This window comes from Tardiphaga sp. 866_E4_N1_4, from assembly GCF_052076075.1.
GTDB lineage: Bacteria > Pseudomonadota > Alphaproteobacteria > Rhizobiales > Xanthobacteraceae > Tardiphaga > Tardiphaga robiniae.
Genome location: NZ_CP197242.1, coordinates 1,752,276 through 1,776,886, shown reverse-complemented (window position 1 = coordinate 1,776,886; position 24,611 = coordinate 1,752,276). Strand labels below are relative to the sequence as shown.

Sequence of the window (24,611 nt, the reverse complement as noted above, 5' to 3'; positions counted from 1 at the left end):
GTTTCAGGTTTCAGTTGGCGTTACGGCGTCGTTCGTTGAGCTCCAGAAAGGCGCAGCCGCGGGCGGCAATGGCGCCGTCTGTGTCCTTGGCGCGGAGATCGCCGAGCACGTCGGCGATGCTCACCTTGGCCAGCTCATCGCGATAGACGCGCTCGGCACGCAACATCGCGGCATTGATGCCGCAGGGCGCCGTGGGTTTGCCGGGCAGGGGATTGGGGCCGCGCTGGCGGATTTCGCTGCAGCGGAAGGCAGGCGCATCGCCCTCAACGGCAAGGACGACATCGAGCAGGGTGATCTGGTCTGGCGTTCGGGCAAGGCGATAGCCGCCGGTCGGGCCAGGCTGTGCGATGAGCAGGCCGGCGCCCGAAAGCGCCTGCAGGTGTTTCAGGAGATAGCTGGTGGATACGCCATGAAATTCGGCGAGGGCGCCGGCGGACAACACGCCGTTCGATTGCAGGCCTGCGAGCATCGCCACGCTGTGGATCGCCTGCTCAACCCCGTCGCTCATCTTCATGGCTCTATTTCACCTCTATCGTGGATAATTATTATCCGTGATTAAGGATGTCGTCAAGTGTCCGGTCCTGAGGTGGTCCGCAGGTGGGCAGCGCAACAGAATCTAAATCCCGATGCCGGTATCACCCGACCTAGGTACTGTGATCCGAAGCCGGGGGCCGGGTCAGTTCAGGGAACTCGACATGGCATTGCGTGACTTGCTGGCGCCGCAGGCGCGGCGGACGACTTTCGTTGCAGCAGCCATTCTCGGAGCCGGCCTTGCCGCGACATTCGCCATTCGCGAATTCTCGCAGCGTCTGATTGCGGCCGATATGCAGCGTCGCTTCGCAGTCGACGCGGTTGATATTTCCAATGCGATCAGCGAACGGCTGCGCACCCACGCCGAAGTACTGGTCAGCATGCAGGGATTGTACGCCTCGATCGGCCGTGTCGATCGCGCCCAGTTCCGACGCTACATCGATGTGCTCGATCTCGGCCGCCGCTATCCCGGCTTCCAGGCCTTGCAGTCGCTGCGTCACGTGACGCCGGATCATCTCGATGCCTTCGTTGCGGAAGTTCGTGCCGACAAGAGCATCGAGCATTCCGGACAGCCGGATTTCGCCGTGCGCCCGCCGGGGCCACGATCAATCTACAACGTGGTCGAATTCGTCGAGCCTATGCGTGGCAACGAAAGCGCGCTGGGCTTCGATGCCGGTGCCAATCCTGCGCAACTGGACTCGCTGCGGCGTTCCGCGGAGACCGGCCGGATTGTCGCGACGCCGCCGGTTAAACTGGTGCAGGACACCTCGGGTGGCCTCGGTTTCATCATCCGCGCGCCGATCTACCGGGCCGGCGAGCCCACGCAGACCGTCTCGCAGCGAAACGCAGCGCTCCACGGTTTCGTTGCATCGGTCTATCGCACCAATGACCTGATGCGCGGCATCCTCGACCCGCGGACGCTGCAGCAGATGCATATCCAGGTGGTTGATCGCGGTTATGCCAAGCCGACGCAGGAAGGCGTCATGATTGGCGAGCCGGAAGATACGACCGTCACTCCGACCCTCATGTATGACAGTCTTGAGCCCAATCTCGGTCTCGTCACGCAGATGGTGATGTCGGCGGGAATCTCGGCGGATCGTTCGCTGGTTGTCGGCGAGCGCGTCTGGCGCGTCCTGTTCACCGCCAATCCCGGCTCGATCTACGAGGTCAGCCATACAGTGCCGAACGTCGTTCTCGCTAGCGGCAGCGCCATCAGCCTCCTGATGATGCTGCTCGCCGCGATCACGATGAGGTCGCGCCGGTTGTCCGGCAATCTCAGCACGCTCGATGCCGAGCAGCGCGCGCTGGTCGACAATCCGCTGGCAGGCATCCTGTTTACGTCCGGCCATCGCATCCTGCGCGGCAATCGCCGGATCGCCGAACTCTGCGGTCGCAGCTCCGCTACGCTTCCCGGCAACACGATCGACGAGCTGGTTGCGACGAAGGTGGACGGGGAGGCGTTCGATGCCGCGCTGGATCGCATTCGTGACAGCGCCATGGCGACGGAAGTCGAACTGCATCTGCGCCGCAGCGATGGCTCCACGCTGCTGGTCGACGCCTATGGCAAGCCGCTGGCGACTGGCGATATTCTCTGGGTGATCCAGGACAAGACCGACGCGCTCGCTGTCGAGGCGGAGCGGCGCGCGCATGCGCACGCTATGGAGGAGGCCAACGAACGGCTGACGACCTCGCTGCAACTGTCGGAAATTCGCGCCAAGGAAATCGTTCTGCTCACTGAACTCTCGGGCGTGCTGCAGTCGTGTCAGTCGCGCGAAGAGATTTTCGCGGCGGTTCAGACCTATGCAGGCTACCTGTTCACGGAAGAGGCAGGAGCGCTGTACTATCTGAATAACGCACGCAACGCAGTTCAGCGCGGCGCCCATTGGGGCGCACTACAGGCCGATGCGGTGTCGTTTCCGATCGATGACTGCTGGGCGCTGCGTCGTGGCACGACATTCCCGATTTCAGAGGCGAGTCAGGGACTGGTCTGCAATCATGCCGGTCCGTGCGGTGTCACCGGTACGGGGTTCGTTTGTCAGCCGCTGATCGCGCAGAACAACCTGCTTGGTCTGCTGTATCGCGAGCATACTTCTGTGTTCGGTGAGGGAGCGGATCAATTGGCGACGATGCTGGCCGAACAAGTGTCGCTGGCGATGGCCAATCTCGAACTCCGCGAGTTGCTGCGTCAGCAGGCGGTGCGCGATCCGCTGACGGATCTTCACAACCGCCGCTACCTCGAAGATGCCCTGGTGCGCGAGACCACGCGTAGCCAGCAGGACGGCAAGCCGCTCGCGCTGGCGATGCTCGACATCGATCACTTCAAGGGCATCAATGATAGCCACGGCCATGAGGCCGGTGATGCCGTGCTGCGCGGCCTCGGCAGGATATTGCGCGAGACGACGCGCGCCTCGGATATCATCGGCCGGTTCGGCGGCGAGGAGTTCCTGATGCTGATGCCGGGCGTCACGGTCGAGGTTGCCGCGCAGCGGGCCCAGCAGGTGCTCGATGCCGTGCATCGCATGCAGGTGACGCTGCCATCGGCCATGCTCGACGGCGTCACGCTGTCGATCGGTCTGGCAGTGATGCCGGTGCACGTCGCCAAGGGCGATGATCTACTCGCGGCTGCCGACGCCGCGCTTTATGAGGCCAAACGCGAGGGCCGCAACCGCGTCGTGATCAGTCATCGCCGTGCGAAGGCCGACACCGCGGCCTGAGCTCGTGGGTCATTACAGGATGGGTAGAACGTAGGCGCATCGCGCCGAAGCGATACCCCTCACACATCGTGACAACGAGCGATGAATGTTGCGAGGATGCTACGATCCTACGGCCCTTGAACATCCAGGCATGCTTTGTCGGTTTAAGGCAGCGCGATCGGTCCGTCCTATGCATTGCGGAGGCGAATGCCGCTGACATGCAGCGATGTCTCCCACAAGGGCGCCAGCGTCTTCAGGGACGGCAGGACGCGCAATTCGACGCCGGCGGCTTCCAGTGCCTTTTCGATGTTGTCGATCCGCTCCATGTTCAGCGGCATGGACGGCGTGCGCGAAATCCACATACCCGCATCGTCCAGCGATTCAAACCCGTCCGGCGAAAGCTCGTAGCGATAGATGGTGGTGTGGGAGAGCCGGTCCAGCCAGGCAAGCTCTATATGCGCGACCATGCGGCAGGTGGTCATCTTCTTGTAGGCGGTGAGGTATTCCGGCGTCGTGCTCGCTGTCGGCCAGACAAAAATACGCGGGCAGTCGCGCGGGAACAGATACATCGGCGCATGCCAGTCATCGATCGCCCAGACCAAGGGGCCGTTGAGCCACTCCTGTCCCTGGGCGCGAGGCGTCGCAACCTCCACCTGCCGCGGCATGAAGACTTCGATGTTGTTCTCTTCGCTGAAATGAAACAGGCGCATGGCGCACTCATGTGCGTCCATGCTCGGCGCGTCAATGACCGTCATGCGTGTTTGGCCGTTCACGAAGCTGCGCGTGATGAATTTGTGGATCGTCATGTCGGATCGGCCGCTCCCGGAACGTCTTTCAGACGGAACACGTTGAAATTCACCAAGGGAGGATCATGTCATGACCGGTTCCAGCCTGACGCCTGCGGCCGAACTCGCGAAGAAGGCCAGTTTTCGCTATCCCAATGAGAGCCATGAATACCGCGATGCGCGTAATGCGTTGCTTGTCGAGGAGATCGAACTGCGGCGTCAGATCGAACGTGTCGCGGAGCTGCGTCGTGCGCTGCCAGATGGCGGCGTGGTGATCAGGGACTACGACTTCATCGGCGAGAAGGGCCCCGTGAGTTTCGCGGGCCTGTTCGGCGACAAGCAGACGCTCGTCGTCTATTCCTACATGTACGGGCCGCAGCGCGAGAAGCCGTGCCCGATGTGTACATCGTTGCTGTCGGCCTGGGACGGCGAGGTGCCTGACATTACTCAGCGCGTGGCGCTGGCCGTTGTGGCGCGCTCGCCGATCGAGCGGCTGGTCGCCTTTAAGAAGCAGCGTGGCTGGCATTACCTGCCGCTGTTTTCGGACACGTCCGGTGCGTTCAGCCGTGACTATCACGGGCTGACCAAGGACGGTGGCGACGACGCTGCCTTCAATGTCTTCACCCGCCGCAGTGACAAGATTCGCCATTTCTGGAGCGGCGAGATGGATGGATCTACGGCCGATCCCGGCCAGGACCCGCGCGGGGCGCCGGATCTGATGCCGCTCTGGACGATTCTGGACGTTACGCCGGAAGGGCGGGGCACCGACTGGTATCCGAAGCTGAACTACTGAGGTCGTGATCATTTGACGCCTTAGCCGGTACAAATTGATCGTTGTGATTACCTAAATACCGCAAAAGGAAATGTGGTTCCCCGCGCACCAGCCTCGCACTAGGCCAATGGCCTAATCACAGCGCGCCAATAGTTCGGGCCGGGCGTGACCCAAAACCCCAGCGCGCCTGAGACCGGCCTGCGAGAGCCTCAGAAAGCTCTCGCAGGTTCCCCGAATTCGTCCTGTCGGTTACTCAAAAAGGCCATGATTGGCAGGCCTTTAGGTAGGCAATCGGTGGGGGACCTCCAATTAATTCGCATTTAACTAAAACTCGCCTTAATGGCGTTTCGCGTCCCTGCGCGGTGCTTTTCGAGACCTGTGTGTCTCGTCAGGCACAACGGGCAGGGAGCTTAGTAAACGTGTGTTGGACGTCAGGCGTATGAGCAGCAGTAAACGTGCGTTGAACCATTCTGCACCCTCACGCCGAGGCCAGCATCAAGTGTCGAAATCCAGTTCACGCATGTTCGTCACCGGCGCTGCTCTTGCCGCCGTCGCATTGACCGGTGGATGGATGCTCGCCGGCAAGCTTTTCCAGAACGGCGTGCAGCCTGCGATGGTCTCCGCCAATCTCGGCAATGATGCAGGCATTGGCCAGTCGTCCTTCGCTGAGCGCTTCGACAGCCGTTTCTCGCGCACCGAACACCGTACTTCCTTCTCAGAGCGTTTCGAGCCGGCCGTTAATGCGCCGCTCGCTGCCGCGCAGACCGAGCCGAAGCGTCAGGTCGCCTGGTTCGACCCGACCTATTCGATGGGCGCCGCGCCCGAGCGCTTCGTCAAGCGCAACGCGGCTTCTGAAGCCGTGATCCCTGCACCAGCCGCGAAGCCGCAGGAAGTCGCACTGATGCAGCCGGCACCGACGGTGCGCCAGCTCGTCGACAGCATTCCGATGCCGGCCGCACGGCCCTCCGATGCCCGTACGCCGTCCGCGCCGCAGCAGGCAACACAAGCGCCGTCGCAGCCGGTCGCACAGGCCAGCGCCGCCAGGGGCGGTGCCTATGGCCACGACTCACTGGTGCAGAAGGCACGGCTGGCGCTGGCCGCACAGCCCAAGTCCGGCAATTTCAACGTCTTTGAAAAACTGTTCGGCGGCAACGCTCCGCAGTCGGGCCCCGTGCTCGCTTATGCAGGCTCCGACGGTGGCGTGCTGAGCAACGGCACCGATGCGGCGGCCAGCAACGAACCCACCCTGAGCGATCGCACCACCGCGGTTTACGACATCTCCGCGCGTAAAGTGTACATGCCCGACGGCACCAAGCTGGAAGCGCATTCCGGCCTCGGCAGCCGTCTCGACAATCCCGCTTATGCCCATGAGAAGATGCGCGGCGTGACGCCGCCGCACATCTATGACCTGAAGCCGCGCGAGGCTCTGTTCCACGGTGTGGCCGCGCTGCGCCTGACGCCGGTCGGCGGCGAGGGCGCGATCCATGGCCGCACGGGTCTGCTCGCGCATACCTACATGCTCGGTCCTAATGGCGATTCCAATGGCTGCGTCTCGTTCCGGGACTACAACAAGTTTCTGCAGGCCTATCGCAACGGCGAAGTGAAGCGCCTCATCGTGGTTGCCAAACTCGACTGATCGATATGACTGACGTGCCGCTCATGAAGGCGATGCGCGTTAAGTGACTATGAGCCGACCTTCGGATCGATCTTCCGTGCGCTGGCGACATCTGCTGCGCCGCCCGTAATGTCGCCCATTTCAAGCCGTGTCATGCCGCGCAGATAGAGCGCCTTGGCGTATTTCGGATTGATGCGCAGCGCCGCATTGAAATCGGCCATGGCGCGGTCGTTGTCGCCCTTGTCGGACCACACGCTGCCACGATTGGTCAGCGCCGCCACATAGGTCGGTGCGATGCGGATCGCCTCGTTGTAGTCGGCGATGGCATGATCGTTGTCCCCCTTCAGGCTGAAGGCGAAGCCGCGGTTGAACACCGGGCAGGGGTCGTTCGGATTGATCCGGATTGCTTCGCCGAAATCGGCGATGGCGCGCGTATGATCGCCCTTCACAAGCCAGGCGCCGCCGCGATTGCTGTAGGCGCCGCCTTCCTGCGGATTGAGACGGATCGCCATGTCGTAGTCGGCAATAGCGCGGTCGTTATCGTCCTTGGCGTACCAGGCGACACCGCGATTGACATAGGCATCGGTATTGTTGGGATCGAGACCGAGCGCCACGCTGAAGTCGCTGATGGCGCGGTCGTTGTCGCCGCGGGCGAGCCAGAGATTGCCGCGCATGAAATAGGCGCGGGCATAGTCCGGGTTCAGGCGGATGGCTTCATCGAAAGCGGCCATGGCAGGGCCGCTCTCGTGCCGCTCGTGATATTCGAAGGCGCGGTTGAAATGCAGCTCAGCAAGCTGGCGGCCGCTGTAATTGCCCGACGCGATGGCGCGGTCGCAGGCCGCGATCGTCAGGACGCCGGAGGCATCGGTACATTGCTGTGCATCGTCGGCGGCAGCTTGCGCGATCGGCATCGCTGCGCTCGCCAGCATGGCAGCGAACAGGACGCGGATGGCGCAACGGTTCAGGCTTGGAAAGTGGCGCATGGCTCGACCTCTCGCGTGTGACAGGCGTTGGTCACACCGCGAGGAGGAAGGGTTCAATGGTGGGAGAGGCTACCGGAAATCGATGCTGCGCAGCACGATACCGGGCGGCTTGCCCTCAAATTCGGCGTTCGCGAATTTGCGCGCTGCGCAGGCCTCGATGCGATCGCGCAGCCGGACGAATTGCTCCTCGCGTTGTTCGGGCTTGGTGCGTTTCGCCTTTTCAAGCTCGTCCATCGCACTGGTGCTGATCGCGCAGGTGACTTCGGTCGCGTCATTCATCATCGAGAACAGGACGACCATGCGATTATATTCGAAGCTCTGGAAAACACCGTGTGTAAGCGCCATCGTCGTCTTCCCGCGTTAGGCCTTGCGCTTCGGCACGACAGGGTTGAGTTCAGCGATCTTGTGCAAGCATTCGGCCTCGGTGGGATGTGGGCCCGTAACAAAGGTTCCGCTGATCTTGGTGCTGTACCAGCCGGACTCGACGCCGAGGCGGAGAGATTCTGCGACTTGAACGTGACGGTGCAAGAGGTTCTGCATGAGGATGCTTTCGGTTGAGCGCTGGCTGCTGCGGGATCGCTGCGACCGGCGTAATGATGGGATCAGTCGTTGGCGGCAAGTCGCGTGAAGTCGTCCAGCACGATCGCGATCAGATCGCGGTGCTGGGTATCCTGTGCGCTGAGCGATGCGCCGTAGAGATTGAGGACGTAGCGCGCCTTCGCTGCAGCCTCAGGCCATGTGGTGGCCGGCGTGGTCAGTAACTGCTCTTCGAGTGCCAGCTGCCGCTCACGCAGTGCTGCGGCATTGGATTCGACTTCGGCGAGACTGCGCCGGATATCGGTGGCTTTCTGTGCCGCCATGCCGCGGCGGCTATCCAGCTCGACGGGAGTGTCGGTCATGGTGCGCTCGCATCGATGCGCTGCACATCTGCCAGCTCCAGCGACCCAATGCAGATCATCTCCATGGAACTCGTATGGGGCGGAGCACCGGGCACGATCATCATGGTCGCCGTGCGCCGATAGCTGGCGAAGGACAGTCCCTCGATCATCTCCTCATCGGTGATGACGTCATACGACCCTGCCGGGATCAAACGACCAAGGCCCTTCAACTGGAAAGGGTGCTTGAAAGTAACGGTCTCACGGCGCGATCTCGTGGTCACGCGCGCATGTCGCTGCTGAGATCCGGCATCTGTTCAGCGTGCGCCTATTCACAGACATTAGCCATCGATTTCTTTGAGCGATCCGGTGTTTCGTCGAATTTCGCTATGATTGTCTTGTTATTGGACGTTTTGTCGCCATTTCGAGGATGTATCTGACATCGATGACATTCTGGCCGACGCTTGCGCTGGGTTTTTCTCGCAAGATCGTCGCACAACGTGCAACGCTTGCGATGTCTCGCTTTTGAAATCAACGATTTGCCGGGATGAGGTGTTTTGCATGAAGATCCGTGTTGGCTACGAGATGATCTATGATTTCCCGCAGCCGACGCCTGTCATGATCGTGATGGGCATGCACTTCACGCGTGCCTCCGACGTGGTGGTGCCGGACTATCTCACGATAAATCCCTCAGTTCCGATCACGCCGTATCGCGATGGCTTCGGCAACTGGTGCAGCCGCATCGTCGCGCCGACGGGCCGCATCACGTTCAAAGCCGACGGGATCGTCAACGATAGCGGCAAGCCGGACATTATCGTGCCGTCAGCCATCCAGCACGCGGTAGAGGATCTGCCGGCCGAGACGATCGTCTATCTGCTCGGTAGCCGTTACTGCGAGACGGATCGGCTGTCGGACGTCGCCTGGCAGTTGTTCGAGAAGACTGTGCCTGGCTGGGCACGCGTGCAGGCAATCTGCGATTTCGTGCATAACCATATCCAGTTCGGTTACGAGCACGCACGCGCGACCAAGACCGCCTGGGACGCTTACAACGAGGGGAAGGGCGTTTGCCGCGACTATGCACATCTGGCCATCACCTTCTGCCGCTGCATGAATATTCCAGCGCGCTACTGCACCGGCTATCTCGGTGACATCGGTATGCCGAAGCCATGGGCCGACGGCGATTTCGCCGGCTGGTTCGAAGCCTATATCGGCGGCCGCTGGTATACGTTTGATGCCCGCAACAATATCCCGCGCATCGGACGCGTGTTGATCGCGCAGGGCCGCGATGCCGCGGATGTGCCGATCACGCAAACTTTTGGGCCGAACACGCTGGTGAGTTTCAAGGTGTGGACCGACGAGATCGACGAAAGCACGCAGGCGGTCAACTGACTCGCTTTGTGGGCTCTGTCGTTACACTCGCTTAAGCCTGCATTTTCAGCAGCATGTGAGCGGCTAGGAAGGAACCGGGCGCGCCACTGAGAATTTCACCTGTCATAACTTCGTAAGGACAGGACCGATGGCAAACACTCTGACAAGCCTGACGACCGCCGTGGCATTGATTGCGGGTTCCAGCGTCGCGGCTTTGGGCAGCGGCACGGAGGCACAGCGCGAAGCCTGCACGCCCGATGCGTTTCGCCTCTGTACATCGGCAATGCCGGATGAGGGGCGGGTAGAAAGTTGCTTGCGCAGCGCAGGACCGCGATTGAGCCGCGCCTGCTATGATGTGTTCTTTCCGCAGATCGAGCACGATCAGGCTCAGATGATGCGTGGGCAAGCTTCGTCACGCGAACGCATGAAGCCATCAGCGGCGGATCGCATGCAGACACCGTCTATGCCGCAGATGCCGGCCGGCGGTGATGATGATTGAGGCAAGGCGAGACTGGCCTCGCGATAACAAGCAAGGGCGGTGCTGATTGCACCGCCCTTGGCTATGTCGGATAGACTGTTGAGCAGAGCGCGTGGGCTACCTGAAGCCGCCGGTGGCGTGCAGTGTTTCGCCCGTCACGTAAGATGCAGCATCAGAAGCGAGGAATGCGACGACGGAAGCTATTTCCTCGACCTTGCCGATGCGGCCCATCGGCGTGGCGGATTCGATCCACTTGCGCATGTCGCCTTCATGGAATCCGGCTGACACCACGCCCTCGGTTGCGATCATGCCAGGATTGACGGCGTTGACGCGGATCTTGCGCGGCGCAAGTTCCTTCGCCAGTACCGACGTGATCGCATCGACCGAGGCCTTGGTCGCGGTGTAGACCGCCGAGCCCGGTGGGGTGATGGTCGAGACGCCCGATGAGATGTTGACGATGCTGCCGCCGGTGGCGTTGAAGTGTCTGGCCGCTTCCTGCGAGACGAGCAGCAGCCCGAGCACGTTCAGATCGAAATGTTTGTGGAAGTGCTCCGGCGTAATGCTGTCGAGAGGGGCGAATTCATAGACGCCCGCATTGTTGACGAGAACGTCGATCGATCCGAACGCCTTGACGGTCTCGGCCACCACCGATTTGGCGCCGTCCGGCTCGGCGAGATTACCGTGCACCGCGATGGCCTTGCCGCCCTTGGCAGTGATCTTCGCGACGACCTCGTCGGCGCCCTTCTTGCTGGATGCGTAATTGACGGCGACGGCGGCGCCCCCGGCGGCGAGCTGAATAGCGATTTCAGCGCCGATGCCCTTTGAGCCGCCGGTCACCAGCGCAACTTTGCCTTCGAATGTCTTGGTCATGGTCGTGATCCCTCTTGGATGCTTCAATAGTTCGGAAGTATGGGACTATTGAACCAGCGCAAGGGGGCGCCTATATCTTTTTTATGGTTCAGTTCGTTCACCCCGCGACCAAGGACATCACGCTGGCCGGCGTGCTCTCGGCGCTGGCTGATCCCATTCGGCTGCAGATCGTCCGGGGCTTGCTGCAGGAGAGCGGTTGCCTGTCCTGCACGGCGGCGTCGCCATGTCCGACCATCGCCAAGTCCACTTTGTCGAACCATTTTCGCGTGTTGCGCGAGGCCGGCCTGATCCAGACCAGCAAAAAGGGCGTCGAGCATCAAAACGCAGTGCGGGCGGCCGATATCGAAGCGCGGTTTCCCGGGCTGTTGATGGCGATCCTGGCGTGCTCCGTCGAGCCGTCCGCGGCGGCAGTTGCCTGACGCAGCCAACAAAAATGCCCGGCATCACTGCCAGGCTTTGAATGCCATGATCGAGCTGAAGTCCTCAGACTGCGGACGGAGATCGCGTCTTAACGGTAGACCCGCGTCTTGGTCACGACGCAGCGGCCCATTGGCCCGTGACGGACAACCGTGCGCATGGTGCAGACAGGTCCACGGCATATGACAGTGCGGCGGGACACATAGCGCTGCGATGAGAAATCGGTGATTGGTGCTACGACTTTTGTCGTCTGCACAGAACACACAGCAAGCGTTGCCCAAGGGATGCGGTCGCTATGGCTTCCATGCGTTAATCACGCGGACATCGGCTGGCCATTCATCCTCGGGAAGACCCATGATCTGGTTGTGCTGCGCCTTGGCGGCGTTGGATCGCGGGCGGTTATCGGGATCGATGATGTAGCTGCACTTCTGCATGAATTGCGCACGGTGCTGCGGCTGAAGCTGAAAATTCAGATTGCGCCGCGATTCACTTTCCGACCATTTTGCGATGACCCCTATGCTCTGCTCCGGCGGAGTCGATGGCACTTCGGCGACGATAAGCTGTCGCACCTTTTCGCTCAGCACCTTGGTCTGCTGTCGGTAGCGGGTAGTCTCGGCGTTGTATTTGCCCGTGTTCGCCGGATCCTGTTTTGCGCATTCACTCAAAAGATTCTGTCGCAAATCCATCACCGCATACACGTGCTTGGCACTCTCAAAGACGCTGCGTGCAGCTGAATGCGCGGCGGTGCTGAGGCCGATGAAAGAAAGAGCGATGAGTATGCGCATGATTATTTCCCTGATGCTTCCACCAAGTAGACGATCCGTAGCCACGCAACCCGCAATGGCTTCCGCGATTGTCTGCGATGACCAGCCCTAAACAAAAACCCCGGCATCGCTGCCGGGGTTCTGCATTCTGATAGTTGCTTGAAGCGTTGGACTTAGAAGTCCATGCCGCCCATGCCGCCGCCCGGAGGCATGCCGCCTGCGCCTGCGCCGCCCTTCTTGGGCAGCTCGGCAACCATGGCTTCCGTGGTGATCAGCAGGCCGGCAACCGAAGCTGCGTTCTGGATCGCTGCACGGACAACCTTGGTCGGATCGATGATGCCCTTCTTGAGCATGTCGCCGTAGGTGCCAGTCTGCGAGTCGAAGCCGTAGCTGTAGGTCGCGGTCTCGAGGACCTTGCCGACGATGACCGAACCGTCTTCGCCTGCGTTGATGGCGATCTGGCGAGCCGGAGCCGACAGGGCCTTGCGGACGATCTCGACGCCGGTCTTCTGGTCGTCGTTTGCGGTCTTGATCTTCTTCAGCTGTTCCGAAGCGCGGAGCAGAGCGACGCCGCCGCCGGGGACGATGCCTTCTTCAACCGCAGCGCGGGTCGCATGCATCGCGTCATCAACGCGATCCTTGCGCTCCTTCACTTCGACTTCGGTCGCGCCGCCGACGCGGATGACGGCAACGCCGCCAGCCAGCTTGGCGAGACGCTCCTGCAGCTTCTCACGGTCGTAGTCCGAAGTGGTCTCTTCGATCTGCGCCTTGATCTGCGCCACGCGTGCTTCGATGTCGGCCTTCTTGCCGGCGCCGTTGACGATGGTGGAGTTTTCCTTGTCGATCATCACCTTCTTGGCGCGACCGAGCATGGCGAGCGTCACGTTCTCGAGCTTGATGCCGAGATCTTCCGAGATCGCCTGGCCGCCGGTCAGGATCGCGATGTCCTGCAGCATGGCCTTGCGGCGATCGCCGAAGCCCGGTGCCTTGACGGCAGCAACCTTGAGGCCGCCACGCAGGCGGTTGACGACGAGGGTGGCGAGAGCTTCGCCTTCGACGTCTTCCGCGACGATGACGAGCGGCTTGCCGGTCTGCACGACGGCTTCGAGCAGCGGCAGCATCTCGTTCAGCGAGGAGAGCTTCTTCTCGTTGATCAGGATGTAGGCGTCGTCGAATTCAACGCGCATCTTGTCGGCGTTGGTGACGAAGTAGGGCGAGATGTAGCCGCGGTCGAACTGCATGCCTTCGACGACGTCGAGTTCGGTTTCGAGCGACTTGGCTTCTTCAACCGTGATGACGCCCTCGTTGCCGACCTTCTTCATGGCGTCGGCGAGGAACTTGCCGATTTCCGCGTCGCCGTTGGCCGAGATGGTGCCGACCTGGGCGATTTCGTCGTTCGAGGTGACCTTCTTGGAGTTCTTGACGAGGTCAGCAACCACGGCTTCCACAGCCAGGTCGATGCCGCGCTTCAGATCCATCGGGTTCATGCCGGCAGCAACCGACTTGGCGCCTTCACGGACGATCGCCTGAGCGAGCACGGTGGCGGTGGTGGTGCCGTCGCCGGCTGCGTCGGCCGACTTCGAGGCCACTTCGCGCACCATCTGGGCGCCCATGTTCTCGAACTTGTCGTCGAGCTCGATTTCCTTGGCGACGGTGACGCCGTCCTTGGTGATGCGGGGCGCGCCGAACGACTTGTCGATGACGACGTTGCGGCCCTTCGGACCGAGCGTCACCTTCACGGCGTTGGCGAGAATGTCGACGCCGCGCAGCATCTTGTCGCGGGCATCAACGCCGAATTTCACTTCTTTAGCTGACATGTTTTGCTTCCTTGAAAATCAGGATGGGTGGGAAAGGCGCTTAAGCGGCCTTCTTCTTGGCGGGAGCGGCACCTTCGAGGACGCCCATGATGTCGCTTTCCTTCATGATCAGCAGGTCCTGACCATCGATCTTGACCTCGGTGCCCGACCACTTGCCGAACAGCACGCGCTCGCCGACCTTCAGATCGATCGGGATCAGCTTGCCGGCTTCGTCGCGGCCGCCCGGGCCGACGGAGACGATCTCGCCCTGGGAGGGCTTCTCTTTGGCGCTATCCGGAATGATGATGCCGCCAGCGGACTTCTCTTCGGCGTCGATACGCTTGACCACAACGCGATCGTGAAGCGGACGGAATTTCATGCAGTCCTCCTAAGTTTCTGTAGATGCTTGAGAAATTTAAATTGGCAGTCTGAGCCAACAAGTGCCAGCGCAGCTGGTCCGGACATAGGCCGAACGTTCCTCACCGGCAAGGGTCTGTATCAAATATTTTGGCACTCAAATATGACGGGTGCCAGAATTGGTTAAGACCCTCCGATACCGGCTCTCGAATCCGTTAGCATCCACGGTAAGTGGCTGCTAACACTCGGCTTTCAATACATTATTAAACTTTTAAGCTTGTGATGAAGACGTTGCTTGCGTCACATTTCATGCATCGTGTTGTCATGGGCGAAGTGGAAGCCGGTTCGCTGCAGTCAGCACGGTCACAGGAGAGCAGAGCGAAGTTCGACGCCAAACCGGAATCCACTTAGCCGAATGCGCTCTGTCCATGGAGGTTGAACATGGTCTCGAGAAATGCAGTTTCTGACGATTTCAGGAAGCAGGTGCTTGGCTACGGACTGACGACGGCGCAGATTCTCTACCGCATGCCGGACCATCCATCGCTGCTGCAGACCTATGTCTGGCAGAACTACGATCTGTTTCCGAAGTTTCCCGCGCTGAAGGATTTTCTGGATTTCTGGCAGGAGAAGCTCGATGGCCCGCTCTTTGCGGTCACCGTCGCGCATTCGAAACTGATCAAGCCGGCCGAGCTTCGTGCCGTGGATGGCGTCTTCCGGTTGCACTAGTCCGCGCCTCTCAACGCGCCGGATGAATTGCCGCTGTGCTGAACTACAGCTAGGTTCCCGGACGCGCTGGCCGTTTGTTAGGCATTGCGCCGGGTGGGAAACACGACATGGCGAAGCTGAAGCGAACGTCAAAGAGCGCGGCGAAAACGGCTGTGACGAAGAAGCCTGCGACACAGGTGGTAGCGAAAGCAGCAAAAAAGCTCGCTGTTGGCAAGCCGGCCAAGGCGAGTACAAAAGCGGTCGCCAAGGCCGCGGCGAAACCCGGCCCGCGCCGCAAGCAGCGCGTCGCGATCAGCCACTATCAGGAAGAAGCATTTCTCGGCGACGGCCTGCGTGCCTACGCGAAGTATCGCGATCTCGGCGTCGCCGCTGCGACCGGCGGTTTGGCGCACGCGCATGTCATCCGGCTGATCGGACCTTGCGATCCGAAAGAGGTCTCCAAGCTTCACTATCACGATGCCGAGTTTCAGCTGGTCTATGTGCTGAACGGCTGGGTGAAGGCCTATATGGAAGGCGAGGGCGAGATGACCATGCGTCAGGGGTCATGCTGGACCCAGCCGCCACGCATCAGGCATCTGATCCGTGATTACTCCGACAATTGCGAATTGCTGGAAGTGATCCTTCCGGCGGAGTTCAAGACGGTGGAAGTCCGGTAGTTCGCGTGCGGAAATGCGACGCGTGCCTTGTTCGCGCGTCGCAGTGGCGTTGAATCAGCTATGCTGAGCCCGTCGCTGCCCTGGCCCTCAACGAGTATCTCATGACTGCATCCGTTCCGGTTTTCGACGGTCACAACGATGTGCTGCTGCGGCTGTACAAATCGCAATCGCACGATCCGGTATCCGACTTCCTGACCGGGGAAGCCGCCGGTCACATCGACCTGCCGAAAGCGAAGGCCGGCGCGTTCGTCGGCGGGCTGTTTGCGCTGTATTCGCCGGCGGCTCAGGCGTCATCGGGATTCATGGCGCAGATGACGGGCGGACGCTACGCCGTGCCGCTCCCCGAGCCGCTGACGATGGACGAGGCGCGCAATTCCGTCGTCGCCGAACTGGCTATCCTGCTGCAGCTCCAACGCGCTTCCGCAGGCGCGGTGGCGATCTGCACCACCACCGCCGAAATCCGGTCCGCTATTGAGCGCAAGGCGCTCGCCGTGGTGGTCCATCTGGAAGGCGCGGAGGCCGTCGACGCCGAGCTCAGATTCCTCGACGTTCTCTATGCGGCGGGGTTGCGGTCGATCGGGCCGGTGTGGAGCCGGACCAACATCTTCGGCCATGGCGTGCCGTTTCACTTCCCGTCCGGGCCCGATCTCGGCGACGGTCTCACCGCGGCCGGCGAGCGGTTGATCGGCGCCTGCAATGACCTGAAGATTTTGGTCGACCTGTCGCACATCACCGAGAAGGGTTTTTGGGATGTGGCGCGGCTGTCGAAGGCGCCGCTGGTGGCGACCCATTCCAATGCCCATGCGCTGTGCCCGTCGCCGCGCAATCTCACCGACAAGCAGCTCGCCGCGATCCGCGACACCGGCGGCATGGTCGGCCTGAATTTCGCGACCTGCTTCCTGCGCCCCGACGGCAGCATGCGGCCCGACACCGGCATCGAGCTGATGGTGCAGCAGATCGACTATCTGCTGGAGAAGCTGGGCGAGGATCACGTCGGGCTGGGATCGGATTTCGACGGCGCGGTGGTGCCCGAGGCCATCGACTCCGCCGCGGGCCTGCAGGTGCTGTTCGTGGCCTTGCGCGCCAAGGGCTATTCCGAGACGCTGCTCGGCAAGCTCGGCGCGGGCAACTGGCTCGATCTGCTGCAGCGGACGATCGGCTGACCGGCGCTGGCGGCGTGTCTCAGGTGAGCATGCCGACGATCGCGCCCATCAGGCAGGTCGTCAGCGTCCCCGAGACGATCGACTTCACGCCGAGCGCGTTGATTTCGTTACGACGTTCCGGCGCCATGGTGCCCAGGCCTCCGATCATAATTCCGAGGCTGGCAAAATTTGCAAATCCGCACAGCGCATAAAGCATGATGAGGCGCGAGCGCGCATCCAGCGCATCGGGACCGAGCTTCGCCAGTTGAACATAGGCGATCAACTCGTTGAGGATCGTCTTGACGCCCATCAGCGAGCCCGCGGTCAGCGCCTGGTCCCACGGCAGGCCCATCAGCCAGCACACCGGTGCCATCACGTAACACAGTAGGCGCTGCACGGACAGCGTGTTGCCTCCCACGGTGGGCATCATCATGAGGATCGCGTTCATGAGATACATCAGCGCCACGAAGACCAGCAGCAGGGCGATGATGTTGACGAGCAGTTCGATGCCTGCACTCGTGCCCTTGACGATCGCATCTATCGTGCTCGTGGCCGATGCGTCCGGATTGGCGAGCAATCCACCTGTGCGACGATCCTCCGTCTCAGGCACCATGATCAGGCTGACAAGGATCGCAGCTGGCGCCGAGAGCACAGAAGCAATCACGAAATGCGCCGATGCATCGGGGATCAGCGGCGCCATGAAAGTGGCATAGAGCACCAGCACGGTACCGGCGATCCCCGCCATGCCGCCCGTCATCACCAGAAACAGTTCGCTGCGCGTGAGCTGCGCGAGGTAAGGGCGAATAAACAACGGGGCCTCGACCATGCCCAGAAAGATGTTCGCGGCTGTTGACAGTCCGACAGCGCCGCCGATGCCGAGCGTGCGTTCAAGCAGCCACGCCATGCCGCGTACGATCGGCGGCAGGATACGCCAGTAGAAGAGCAGGCTGGTCAGCACGCTGATGACCAGCACCACGGGGAGTGCCTGCAGTGCGAGCACGAAATCCGCGCCGGGATTCTTGAGATCGAACGGCAATGCGCCGCCGCCGAGATAACCGAATACGAAGGAGGTGCCGGCGCGGGACGCTGCGGCGATGGTGCTGACAGCATCGTTGATGCTGCTGAAGGCGCGCGTCACGACGGGAAGCTTCAGCAGGATCACGGCAGCGACGATCGTCAATGCGAGACCGATCGCGGCCTGTCTCAGCGACACCCTGCTGCGGTTTTCACCGAGCGCCCAGGCGATCCCCAGAAGCGCGATGACGCCGAACGCCGATTGTAGCTGAAGCATAAATCCCCCGAAACCGCGGCGCGATGATGCCGCGGCTTCCCATGCCATGCAATCGCAATGCCGCTGAGGCGGGTTACGTTTTATCCCCGTCCGACGAACGGCATCTTCGTCGCCATGACCGTCATGGTCAGCACATTGGCGTCGAGCGGCAGGCCAGCCATATAGGCGACAGCGTCGCCGACGGCTTTGGCGTCCATGCGCGGCTCCTGCTTCGAGGTGCCGTCGGGTTGCAGCACGCCGGGGCCGTTGACCATGCGGTCGGTCATGGGGGTGGCGGCATTGCCGATATCGACCTGGCCGACGGCGATGTCATAGGCGCGGCCGTCGAGATTGCTGGCCTTCGTCAAGCCGGTGATGGCGTGTTTGGTCGAGGTATAGGCGGCGGAGAACGGGCGCGGCGCATGCGCCGAGATCGAGCCGTTATTGATGATGCGGCCGCCGCGGGGGGTCTGATCCTTCATGATGCGGAAGGCGTGCTGCGTGCACAGGAACGGCGCGGTGAGATTGGTGTTCACCACGGCCTGCCACTGTTCGAGGCCGAGGTCTTCGAACGGAATCGCGGGCGCGCCCATGCCGGCATTGTTGAACAGCACGTCGAGCCGGCCGAATTCCTGCATGATCCTGGCGAACAGCGCGGCGATCGAGGCCGGGTCTGCCATGTCGGCGCTCACGGGGAGGCTCTTGCCGCCATTGGCCGCGCCGAGCTTTTGGGTCTCTTGCAGCAGTTCGAGCCGGCGACCGGCGAGCACGACGGTGAAACCGGCATTCATCAACGCGAGCGATGCGGCACGGCCGACTCCAGTGCCAGCTCCGGTCACGAGTGCGATCTTGTTGGTCATCTGTTTCGTCCCTGTTTTCTTTTTACGAGAGGTCTTTTTGAGTGAGGTCCCGGACCATGAAACGTGCGTTGTCGCCGTAGCTTTGCAGTTTCTGATCCAATTCGGAATCGCGCATGATCGTGAAATCGTGTCGCTGCCAAAAATGAACTGAATTGTTGACGGCAACAAGCGTCATGTTGGGCAGTTGCATCAGCCTGGCGCGTGCCGCCATCATATCGACGGCCACAGTTGCCGCGCCGGATCTGCGGGTTTCGGGCAGCAATGCGAGATCGTGAATGTAGAAGGTCGACGGCGCAGCGGGCATTGTCAGCAGGCTGTTCAGTGACGGAGGCTCCCTGAATTGCCAGGGATGGCTGACGAGATAACCCTTGATCCCGTCCTGGGCCTCGAGCACGGCGCAACCGTTTGGATCGAGCGCCAGGCGGTTCGCGAACACGACCTCATCTTCGGGAAAATCGGGATGAACGGCATCCGCGATGGCGAGGGCGGACGGCAGGTCTGCCTCCGTCATGATGCGCCATTTCATCGGGCCTGCGGTCATCGCGGCCGCGCTCAATTGTCTTTCTTGTAGGGTGGGCGCGGAATGTTTTGATGTGCCGCGCGCAGTGCTGCCGACCAGCGCGAGCGCAGGTCGTGAAAATAGGGCTCGCCGGCTTCAATACGGTGATTGAGATCGGCGTCGCAGACATCGGTGCGCACCACCAGCACATCGATCGGCAGGCCGACGCCGATATTCGAGCGCATGGTCGAGTCCATCGAGATCAGGCCGGTCTTGAGCGCCTCGTACAATTCGACGTCGTAATGCATTGCGCGGTCGAGCACCGGCTTGCCGTATTTGTGCTCTCCGATCTGCAGATAGGGCGTGTCCACCGTGCATTCGATGAAATTGCCGGCCGGGTAGATCATGAACAGCCGCATCTTGGCGCCCTTGATCTGGCCGCCGAACAGGAACGAGACGTCGAAATTGATATCCTCGGCCTCCAGCGCCTTGCCCTCGGTGGCGTTGACGTGCCGGATGGCGCGGCCGATGCGCTGCGCAGCCTGAAACATCGTAGGTGCGTTCAGCAGGGTCTCCAGCTCACCGGTGGTCGGGTTCTCCAGCCCCTCGCTCAGGGTGGAGAGCACCGACTGGCTGATGGCCAGATTGCCCGCGGAGGCCACCGCCATGATGCGGTCGCCGGGCTGGTTGAAGATGTGCAGCTTGCGGAAGGTCGAGATGTTGTCGAGCCCGGCATTGGTGCGCGTGTCCGCGATCATCACCAGGCCGTCCTTGACGAGAATTCCGCAGCAATAGGTCATCGTCGGTCCCTTGGTCAGGGAAGCGTCTTACGCGGTGGGTATCGACCCGGCAACCTCGGAAAACCAGTTTGAGGTTGTTCAGGACTGGCTCTGCGATTGGGACTGGCCGCGGCCATTGGCCTGATCGACCTTGACGGCGACGGTCAGAGTTTCCGTGCCGCCGCCATAGCGGGTGCCGCGGACGGGGGCTGCGCCGAGGTAATCCAGGCCGATGGCAACGCGGGCATGGGCGTCGGTGGTGCAGATGGCATTGGCAGGGTCGAAGCCGACCCAGCCGAGATCCGGCACATAGGCCTCAGCCCAGGCATGGCCGGCCTGCTGGTTGGTCTCGCCGTCGGCACGCCAGAAATGGCCGGAGACGAAGCGGGCAGGGACGCCGGCCGAGCGGGCACAGGCGATGAAGATATGCGCGTAATCCTGGCAGACGCCACGCTTGCCGATGAAGGCCTCGCTCGCCGAAGTACCGGTGCTGGTTGGATCGACGTCGAAGGTCATGTGCTCGTTGATGGCCATCATCAACGCGTGCAGGAAGCCAAGTACGTCGGTCTCCGCGCTTGGTGACAGATCCTTGGCAAAGGTCTGCATCGCTGCGCTGAGGTCGGTGAGATCGGTCTGACGCAGGAAGAAGCTCGGCGGAAAGCGCTCGTCGGTGCCCTTGAGCACGCCACCGGTATCCTGGGTGTCGATCAGGCCTTCGACGGTGACCGTGAGGTCCGCGATGGGCCCATGGGTCAGCACATGGGTGACGTTTCCGAACGCGTCCTCATGCAAATCCAGGCGCGAATCCGTGGAGACATCGATCTGCCACTCGGCGACATACTGGCCGTCATGGCTGCCCGGCGTCATCCGCAAAATCTGGATCACGCCCGAAGCCGGCGGTTCGTAGCGATAGGTGGTTGAATGGGCGATACGCAGGCGCATGGCAACGTGTCCGAATCTGCAGATGAGCCGGGACGCTAGCTCAAATCAGGTATTGTTTGGCAATGATGTCGCCCAGACGGCTGTTATCTGCAATGAATTCCTGGATGAATTCATGCAACCCATGCTGGAAAATATCCTGCATGTTGCTGTGTTCGAGCCGGTTTCGGACGCCGCGAGCGTGGCGCTGCGCGGCGCCCTGACGGCCATAGGACACGCCGATCTGGTCGAGGTTGCGCACCAGATTGCCGTAGCAGCTCGCCAGCGAGCGCGGCAGCGTGTCGTTGAGGATCAACAGGTCGGCTATCAGCCAGGGCTTCAGCGTCTCGCGATAGACCCAGTGATAGGCTGTCAGCGCGGAGACCGAGCGTAGGATCGAAGTCCACTGATAGTAGTCGAGCGGGCCGCCGACATGTTCGTCCTCGGGCAGCAGCAGATGATATTTCACATCGAGAATGCGCGCGGTGTTGTCGGCGCGTTCCAGATGCAGGCCGAGCCGCGAGAACCAGTAGGCGTCGTTGCGCAGCATGGTGCGGTAGGCTGACCCGTCGAAGCGCAGCGATGTTTCCTGCACAAAGCGCAAGAAATTCGCCAGCTGCTCGCGTGTCTTGGCACCGCCGCTCCAGGCGGATTGCAATTCCAGCCACGCGCTGTTGATCGTGTCCCACATCTCGCCGGTGAGTGCGGTGCGGACCGAGCGCGAATTCAGCCGCGCGGCCTCGATGCAGTTGCGGATCGAGGAGGGATTGGCCGTCGAGAACGAGAGATATTCGACGACATTGGTCTCGTTGGCTTCCTCGTAGATCTCGTAGAAGGCTGCGCTGACGCCTGCGGTCAGTAGCGCCGAATCCCATTCGTTGGTCTGGCCGATATAGGTATTCGGCAGCGCGGTGACGCGCAGTGTCGCCTCGATCGTGCGCGCGAGATATTCGGCGCGTTCGACATAGCGGGCTAGCCAGTAAAGGTTCTCGGCGGTGCGCGACAGCATGCGGGGATGTTACTCTTTGAAAAATGGGTCGTCGGTCGAAGTCCGGTTGCCTATATCGAGAGTTATTCGTCCAGTATCCACGTGTCCTTGGTGCCGCCGCCCTGGCTGGAATTCACCACCAGCGAGCCTTCCTTTAGCGCCACGCGGGTCAGGCCGCCTGCCACGATGGAGACGTTCTTGCTGCCGGTGAGCACGAAGGGGCGAAGATCGACATGCCGCGGCGCGAGGCCTGACTCCGTGCAGGTCGGGCAGGTCGACAGCGCCAGCGTCGGCTGCGCAATGAAGCCTTCCGGCTCGCGCTTCAGCTTGTCGCGGAACGCTTCGATGGTGGCCTTGGTGGCGGCAGGCCCGATCAGCATGCCGTAACCGCCGGAGCCGTGGACTTCCTTGACGACGAGTTCGCTTAAGTGATCGAGCACATAAGCGAGATCGCCCGCTTCGCGACAGCGCCAGGTCGGCACATTCTTCAGGATCGGCTCTTCGCCGAGATAGAACTTCACCACTTCCGGCATGTAGCTGTAGATCGCCTTGTCATCGGCGATGCCGGTGCCGACCGCATTGGCCAGCGTGACGTTGCCGGCCATATAGGCGGACATCAGGCCGGGGACGCCGAGTGCTGAATCCGGGCGGAAGGTAAGGGGATCGAGGAAATCGTCATCGACGCGGCGATAGATCACGTCGACGCGTTTGAGGCCTTCGGTGGTGCGCATGAAGACTTCATCGTTCTTGACGATGAGGTCGCGGCCCTCGACCAGTTCGACGCCGAGCTTGTCGGCCAGGAACGAGTGTTCGTAATAGGCCGAGTTGTAGACGCCGGGTGTCATCAGTGCGACGGTCGGTTCCGTCGAGGCCGAGCGCGGTGCGACGGAGCGCAGGCAGGACAGCAGCTCGTCTGGATATTTCTCGACCGGCGCGACGCGATGTCGCGCGAACAGGTCGGGGAAAAGCCGCATCATGATCTCGCGGTTCTCCAGCATGTAGGAGACACCGGAAGGCGTGCGGGCATTGTCCTCGAGAACGAAGAATTCATCCGGATTGGTGCGGACGATATCGATGCCGGCGATGTGGACATAGACGTCGTGCGGGACGTCCTGACCGTTCATCTCCGGACGGAACACCGGGTTCTGGAAGATCAGGTCATCGGGGATCAGGCCGGCGCGGAGAATTTCGCGGCCGTGATAGATGTCCTTCAGGAACATGTTAATGGCGCGGGTGCGCTGCTTCAGGCCCTTTTCCAGCAGGGTCCATTCCTTGCCGGAAATGATCCGCGGAATGACGTCAAAGGGGATCAGCCGTTCGGTGGATTCGGAGTCGCCGTAGACCGCGAAGGTGATGCCGATCCGGCGGAACAGCAGCTCCGCTTCCTGGCGGCGATGTTCCAAAGCGTCCGGAGGCGTCTCCTTGAGCCAGCGGGAGAGTTCTTCATAGGCCGGGCGGAGTTCGCCTTGGGGCCCGTTCATTTCGTCGAACGCGACTGCCATGTACCCTGACTGTTGTTTCGAGGCCGTACGGAGATTGCACGACTGAAAGGGATGGTAGCAAGGGGCGGGCCAGCACGATATGCATTCAACAAGAGCAATTCGTATGAGATGCGTGTAAAGCTGCCTGAAAAAACGGCTGGACGCTGCTCGTTTCGGCAGCAAAACCCCGTGACATCAGGACTTTGCCTGCGCATGGTCCCGGGAATGGTGAGGAACGACAAATGACCGAGATTGTGACCGCGGGCGTCCTGGTGATCGGCGACGAGATTCTGTCAGGTCGGACCAAGGACAAGAACATCGGATTCATTGCCGAGTACCTCACCAATATCGGCATCGATCTCAAGGAAGTCCGCGTCGTGTCCGACGATGAGCCGGACATCATCGCTGCGCTCGATGCGCTGCGTAAACGCTACACCTACGTTTTTACCACTGGCGGCATCGGCCCCACCCACGATGACATCACCGCGGATGCGGTCGCCAAGGCGTTCGGCGTCAAGATTGATCATCATCCCGAGGTGGTCGCGCGTTTCCAGGAGCGCTTCGGCGCCGACCTGAACGAAGCTCGGCTGCGGATGGCCCGCATCCCTGACGGCGCCGACCTGATCCAAAGCGCGACCATTCTGGCGCCCGGCTTCAAGATCGACAATGTGATCGTGATGGCCGGCGTGCCAACGATCATGCAGGCAATGATGGACATCGTGTCGCCGAAGCTGAAATCTGGTTTGCGGATGCTATCCGATACGGTGAAGGCCAATGCGCGGGAGGGGGACGTCGGTGGTCCGCTGCGCGATATCGCGAAGGCGCATCCGGATACGATCATCGGCAGCTATCCGTTCATGGACGAACAGGGCAAGCCGAACACCAATTTGGTGGTGCGTTCGCGCGATCAGGATAAGCTCAATGCGGCAATGGAGGCCGTCAAGGCGATGTTGGCGACAATCAACGCGCCCAAGTGAAATCAAGAGTG

General features: G+C 61.4%; 27 protein-coding genes. 10 read left to right on the top strand and 17 right to left on the bottom strand.

The features are described from left to right. Positions 1-10 precede the first annotated feature (10 nt). Positions 11-514 (bottom strand): RrF2 family transcriptional regulator, encoded by a 504-nt coding sequence (locus tag AB8B20_RS08965; protein ID WP_089264972.1) that lies wholly within the window; start codon positions 512-514, stop codon positions 11-13. Between the two features lie 181 nt (positions 515-695). On the opposite strand from AB8B20_RS08965, the gene AB8B20_RS08960 reads away from it, so the two are divergent. Beyond that, positions 696-3,245 (top strand): diguanylate cyclase, encoded by a 2,550-nt coding sequence (locus AB8B20_RS08960; protein ID WP_439072307.1) that lies wholly within the window; start codon positions 696-698, stop codon positions 3,243-3,245. Between the two features lie 167 nt (positions 3,246-3,412). On the opposite strand, the gene AB8B20_RS08955 is transcribed toward AB8B20_RS08960, so the two are convergent. Next, a complete protein-coding gene (locus tag AB8B20_RS08955) occupies positions 3,413-3,934 on the bottom strand; it encodes a DUF6886 family protein (protein ID WP_231081097.1) in 522 nt (173 codons plus the stop codon). Positions 3,935-4,100: 166 nt separating this feature from the next. Here AB8B20_RS08955 and AB8B20_RS08950 point away from each other — a divergent pair, with 166 nt between their 5' ends. Together AB8B20_RS08950 and AB8B20_RS08945 are read left to right on the top strand one after the other, a co-directional pair. Then, positions 4,101-4,802: a DUF899 family protein gene (locus tag AB8B20_RS08950; RefSeq protein WP_439072306.1), complete on the top strand. Its 702-nt coding sequence runs from the start codon at positions 4,101-4,103 to the stop codon at positions 4,800-4,802. 478 nt (positions 4,803-5,280) lie between these two features. After that, positions 5,281-6,417, top strand: coding sequence for a tlde1 domain-containing protein (locus AB8B20_RS08945; RefSeq protein WP_439072305.1), 1,137 nt, complete (start codon positions 5,281-5,283; stop codon positions 6,415-6,417). A gap of 47 nt (positions 6,418-6,464) precedes the next feature. Here AB8B20_RS08945 and AB8B20_RS08940 read toward each other — a convergent pair whose 3' ends face one another. The 4 genes from AB8B20_RS08940 to AB8B20_RS08925 all read right to left on the bottom strand — a co-directional run bounded on the left by AB8B20_RS08940 (position 6,465) and on the right by AB8B20_RS08925 (position 8,538). Continuing rightward, positions 6,465-7,379: a tetratricopeptide repeat protein gene (locus AB8B20_RS08940; protein ID WP_439072304.1), complete on the bottom strand. Its 915-nt coding sequence runs from the start codon at positions 7,377-7,379 to the stop codon at positions 6,465-6,467. Positions 7,380-7,448: 69 nt separating this feature from the next. Next, entirely contained in the window at positions 7,449-7,724 is a 276-nt protein-coding gene (locus AB8B20_RS08935; RefSeq protein ID WP_089264967.1) for a DUF1488 domain-containing protein, read from the bottom strand. 257 nt (positions 7,725-7,981) lie between these two features. Next, positions 7,982-8,278 carry a hypothetical protein gene (locus AB8B20_RS08930; RefSeq protein WP_068736086.1) on the bottom strand — a complete coding sequence of 99 codons (297 nt, stop codon included), beginning with the start codon at positions 8,276-8,278 and terminating at the stop codon, positions 7,982-7,984. Next, positions 8,275-8,538, bottom strand: coding sequence for a hypothetical protein (locus AB8B20_RS08925; RefSeq protein WP_439072303.1), 264 nt, complete (start codon positions 8,536-8,538; stop codon positions 8,275-8,277). Before AB8B20_RS08925 ends, AB8B20_RS08930 begins: the two co-directional genes overlap by 4 nt. A 277-nt stretch (positions 8,539-8,815) precedes the next feature. Between AB8B20_RS08925 and AB8B20_RS08920 the strand changes: the two genes are divergently transcribed. Both AB8B20_RS08920 and AB8B20_RS08915 read left to right on the top strand, forming a co-directional pair. After that, the gene (locus AB8B20_RS08920) at positions 8,816-9,643 is read left to right on the top strand and encodes a transglutaminase domain-containing protein (RefSeq protein ID WP_120292670.1); all 828 of its coding nucleotides are present in this window, start codon (positions 8,816-8,818) and stop codon (positions 9,641-9,643) included. Between the two features lie 127 nt (positions 9,644-9,770). Further along, complete coding sequence (locus AB8B20_RS08915) at positions 9,771-10,121, top strand: hypothetical protein (RefSeq protein ID WP_093756425.1); 351 nt, start codon at positions 9,771-9,773, stop codon at positions 10,119-10,121. 96 nt (positions 10,122-10,217) lie between these two features. Here AB8B20_RS08915 and AB8B20_RS08910 read toward each other — a convergent pair whose 3' ends face one another. Next, on the bottom strand, positions 10,218-10,970 hold the full coding sequence (locus tag AB8B20_RS08910; protein WP_439072302.1) for an SDR family NAD(P)-dependent oxidoreductase: 753 nt from the start codon (positions 10,968-10,970) through the stop codon (positions 10,218-10,220). Positions 10,971-11,053: 83 nt separating this feature from the next. On the opposite strand from AB8B20_RS08910, the gene AB8B20_RS08905 reads away from it, so the two are divergent. Continuing rightward, positions 11,054-11,389 (top strand): ArsR/SmtB family transcription factor, encoded by a 336-nt coding sequence (locus AB8B20_RS08905; RefSeq protein WP_089264963.1) that lies wholly within the window; start codon positions 11,054-11,056, stop codon positions 11,387-11,389. A 291-nt stretch (positions 11,390-11,680) separates the two neighbouring features. Here AB8B20_RS08905 and AB8B20_RS08900 read toward each other — a convergent pair whose 3' ends face one another. The 3 genes from AB8B20_RS08900 to AB8B20_RS08890 form a co-directional block, all read right to left on the bottom strand. After that, on the bottom strand, positions 11,681-12,172 hold the full coding sequence (locus AB8B20_RS08900) for a hypothetical protein (protein ID WP_439064334.1): 492 nt from the start codon (positions 12,170-12,172) through the stop codon (positions 11,681-11,683). A gap of 152 nt (positions 12,173-12,324) precedes the next feature. Then, a complete protein-coding gene (gene groL / locus AB8B20_RS08895; RefSeq protein ID WP_093756421.1) occupies positions 12,325-13,968 on the bottom strand; it encodes a chaperonin GroEL in 1,644 nt (547 codons plus the stop codon). 40 nt (positions 13,969-14,008) lie between these two features. After that, complete coding sequence (locus AB8B20_RS08890; protein ID WP_089264960.1) at positions 14,009-14,326, bottom strand: co-chaperone GroES; 318 nt, start codon at positions 14,324-14,326, stop codon at positions 14,009-14,011. A gap of 419 nt (positions 14,327-14,745) precedes the next feature. On the opposite strand from AB8B20_RS08890, the gene AB8B20_RS08885 reads away from it, so the two are divergent. The 3 genes from AB8B20_RS08885 to AB8B20_RS08875 all read left to right on the top strand — a co-directional run bounded on the left by AB8B20_RS08885 (position 14,746) and on the right by AB8B20_RS08875 (position 16,849). Beyond that, the gene (locus AB8B20_RS08885; protein ID WP_089265658.1) at positions 14,746-15,030 is read left to right on the top strand and encodes an usg protein; all 285 of its coding nucleotides are present in this window, start codon (positions 14,746-14,748) and stop codon (positions 15,028-15,030) included. A 107-nt stretch (positions 15,031-15,137) separates the two neighbouring features. Next, positions 15,138-15,686, top strand: a complete 549-nt coding sequence (locus AB8B20_RS08880) for a cupin domain-containing protein (RefSeq protein WP_231080088.1) — start codon at positions 15,138-15,140, stop codon at positions 15,684-15,686. 101 nt (positions 15,687-15,787) lie between these two features. Then, positions 15,788-16,849, top strand: coding sequence for a dipeptidase (locus AB8B20_RS08875; protein ID WP_439072301.1), 1,062 nt, complete (start codon positions 15,788-15,790; stop codon positions 16,847-16,849). A 19-nt stretch (positions 16,850-16,868) separates the two neighbouring features. Here AB8B20_RS08875 and AB8B20_RS08870 read toward each other — a convergent pair whose 3' ends face one another. From AB8B20_RS08870 to AB8B20_RS08840, 7 genes are all read right to left on the bottom strand, one after another. Further along, positions 16,869-18,119 carry a NupC/NupG family nucleoside CNT transporter gene (locus AB8B20_RS08870; protein ID WP_439072300.1) on the bottom strand — a complete coding sequence of 417 codons (1,251 nt, stop codon included), beginning with the start codon at positions 18,117-18,119 and terminating at the stop codon, positions 16,869-16,871. Between the two features lie 80 nt (positions 18,120-18,199). Beyond that, positions 18,200-18,958 (bottom strand): SDR family oxidoreductase, encoded by a 759-nt coding sequence (locus tag AB8B20_RS08865; RefSeq protein ID WP_092146865.1) that lies wholly within the window; start codon positions 18,956-18,958, stop codon positions 18,200-18,202. 22 nt (positions 18,959-18,980) lie between these two features. After that, positions 18,981-19,514, bottom strand: coding sequence for a GNAT family N-acetyltransferase (locus AB8B20_RS08860; RefSeq protein WP_439072299.1), 534 nt, complete (start codon positions 19,512-19,514; stop codon positions 18,981-18,983). Next, positions 19,511-20,257, bottom strand: a complete 747-nt coding sequence (locus tag AB8B20_RS08855; RefSeq protein ID WP_093756417.1) for a proteasome-type protease — start codon at positions 20,255-20,257, stop codon at positions 19,511-19,513. The genes AB8B20_RS08860 and AB8B20_RS08855 overlap by 4 nt, the downstream gene beginning before the upstream one ends. A gap of 78 nt (positions 20,258-20,335) precedes the next feature. Beyond that, on the bottom strand, positions 20,336-21,178 hold the full coding sequence (locus AB8B20_RS08850) for a transglutaminase family protein (protein WP_093756416.1): 843 nt from the start codon (positions 21,176-21,178) through the stop codon (positions 20,336-20,338). 40 nt (positions 21,179-21,218) lie between these two features. Continuing rightward, positions 21,219-22,163: an alpha-E domain-containing protein gene (locus tag AB8B20_RS08845; RefSeq protein ID WP_068736110.1), complete on the bottom strand. Its 945-nt coding sequence runs from the start codon at positions 22,161-22,163 to the stop codon at positions 21,219-21,221. Between the two features lie 62 nt (positions 22,164-22,225). Continuing rightward, positions 22,226-23,644: a circularly permuted type 2 ATP-grasp protein gene (locus AB8B20_RS08840; protein ID WP_093756415.1), complete on the bottom strand. Its 1,419-nt coding sequence runs from the start codon at positions 23,642-23,644 to the stop codon at positions 22,226-22,228. Positions 23,645-23,865: 221 nt separating this feature from the next. On the opposite strand from AB8B20_RS08840, the gene AB8B20_RS08835 reads away from it, so the two are divergent. After that, on the top strand, positions 23,866-24,600 hold the full coding sequence (locus AB8B20_RS08835) for a competence/damage-inducible protein A (RefSeq protein ID WP_439072298.1): 735 nt from the start codon (positions 23,866-23,868) through the stop codon (positions 24,598-24,600). Positions 24,601-24,611: the final 11 nt, after the last annotated feature.

Excerpts from the sequence above, each read along its gene's own strand:
- AB8B20_RS08935 (WP_089264967.1), bottom strand. The coding sequence starts at position 7,724 with ATGGCGCTTACACACGGTGTTTTCCAGAGCTTCGAATATAATCGCATG.
- AB8B20_RS08965 (WP_089264972.1), bottom strand. The coding sequence starts at position 514 with ATGAAGATGAGCGACGGGGTTGAGCAGGCGATCCACAGCGTGGCGATG.
- AB8B20_RS08870 (WP_439072300.1), bottom strand. The coding sequence starts at position 18,119 with ATGCTTCAGCTACAATCGGCGTTCGGCGTCATCGCGCTTCTGGGGATC.
- AB8B20_RS08940 (WP_439072304.1), bottom strand. The coding sequence starts at position 7,379 with ATGCGCCACTTTCCAAGCCTGAACCGTTGCGCCATCCGCGTCCTGTTC.
- AB8B20_RS08930 (WP_068736086.1), bottom strand. The coding sequence starts at position 8,278 with ATGACCGACACTCCCGTCGAGCTGGATAGCCGCCGCGGCATGGCGGCA.
- AB8B20_RS08880 (WP_231080088.1), top strand. The coding sequence starts at position 15,138 with ATGGCGAAGCTGAAGCGAACGTCAAAGAGCGCGGCGAAAACGGCTGTG.
- AB8B20_RS08905 (WP_089264963.1), top strand. The coding sequence starts at position 11,054 with ATGGTTCAGTTCGTTCACCCCGCGACCAAGGACATCACGCTGGCCGGC.
- AB8B20_RS08835 (WP_439072298.1), top strand. The coding sequence starts at position 23,866 with ATGACCGAGATTGTGACCGCGGGCGTCCTGGTGATCGGCGACGAGATT.
- groL (WP_093756421.1), bottom strand. The coding sequence starts at position 13,968 with ATGTCAGCTAAAGAAGTGAAATTCGGCGTTGATGCCCGCGACAAGATG.
- AB8B20_RS08855 (WP_093756417.1), bottom strand. The coding sequence starts at position 20,257 with ATGACCTATTGCTGCGGAATTCTCGTCAAGGACGGCCTGGTGATGATC.
- AB8B20_RS08865 (WP_092146865.1), bottom strand. The coding sequence starts at position 18,958 with ATGACCAACAAGATCGCACTCGTGACCGGAGCTGGCACTGGAGTCGGC.
- AB8B20_RS08840 (WP_093756415.1), bottom strand. The coding sequence starts at position 23,644 with ATGGCAGTCGCGTTCGACGAAATGAACGGGCCCCAAGGCGAACTCCGC.
- AB8B20_RS08890 (WP_089264960.1), bottom strand. The coding sequence starts at position 14,326 with ATGAAATTCCGTCCGCTTCACGATCGCGTTGTGGTCAAGCGTATCGAC.
- AB8B20_RS08885 (WP_089265658.1), top strand. The coding sequence starts at position 14,746 with ATGGTCTCGAGAAATGCAGTTTCTGACGATTTCAGGAAGCAGGTGCTT.
- AB8B20_RS08955 (WP_231081097.1), bottom strand. The coding sequence starts at position 3,934 with ATGCGCCTGTTTCATTTCAGCGAAGAGAACAACATCGAAGTCTTCATG.
- AB8B20_RS08950 (WP_439072306.1), top strand. The coding sequence starts at position 4,101 with ATGACCGGTTCCAGCCTGACGCCTGCGGCCGAACTCGCGAAGAAGGCC.
- AB8B20_RS08845 (WP_068736110.1), bottom strand. The coding sequence starts at position 22,163 with ATGCTGTCGCGCACCGCCGAGAACCTTTACTGGCTAGCCCGCTATGTC.
- AB8B20_RS08850 (WP_093756416.1), bottom strand. The coding sequence starts at position 21,178 with ATGCGCCTGCGTATCGCCCATTCAACCACCTATCGCTACGAACCGCCG.
- AB8B20_RS08910 (WP_439072302.1), bottom strand. The coding sequence starts at position 10,970 with ATGACCAAGACATTCGAAGGCAAAGTTGCGCTGGTGACCGGCGGCTCA.
- AB8B20_RS08920 (WP_120292670.1), top strand. The coding sequence starts at position 8,816 with ATGAAGATCCGTGTTGGCTACGAGATGATCTATGATTTCCCGCAGCCG.
- AB8B20_RS08875 (WP_439072301.1), top strand. The coding sequence starts at position 15,788 with ATGACTGCATCCGTTCCGGTTTTCGACGGTCACAACGATGTGCTGCTG.
- AB8B20_RS08900 (WP_439064334.1), bottom strand. The coding sequence starts at position 12,172 with ATGCGCATACTCATCGCTCTTTCTTTCATCGGCCTCAGCACCGCCGCG.
- AB8B20_RS08960 (WP_439072307.1), top strand. The coding sequence starts at position 696 with ATGGCATTGCGTGACTTGCTGGCGCCGCAGGCGCGGCGGACGACTTTC.
- AB8B20_RS08915 (WP_093756425.1), top strand. The coding sequence starts at position 9,771 with ATGGCAAACACTCTGACAAGCCTGACGACCGCCGTGGCATTGATTGCG.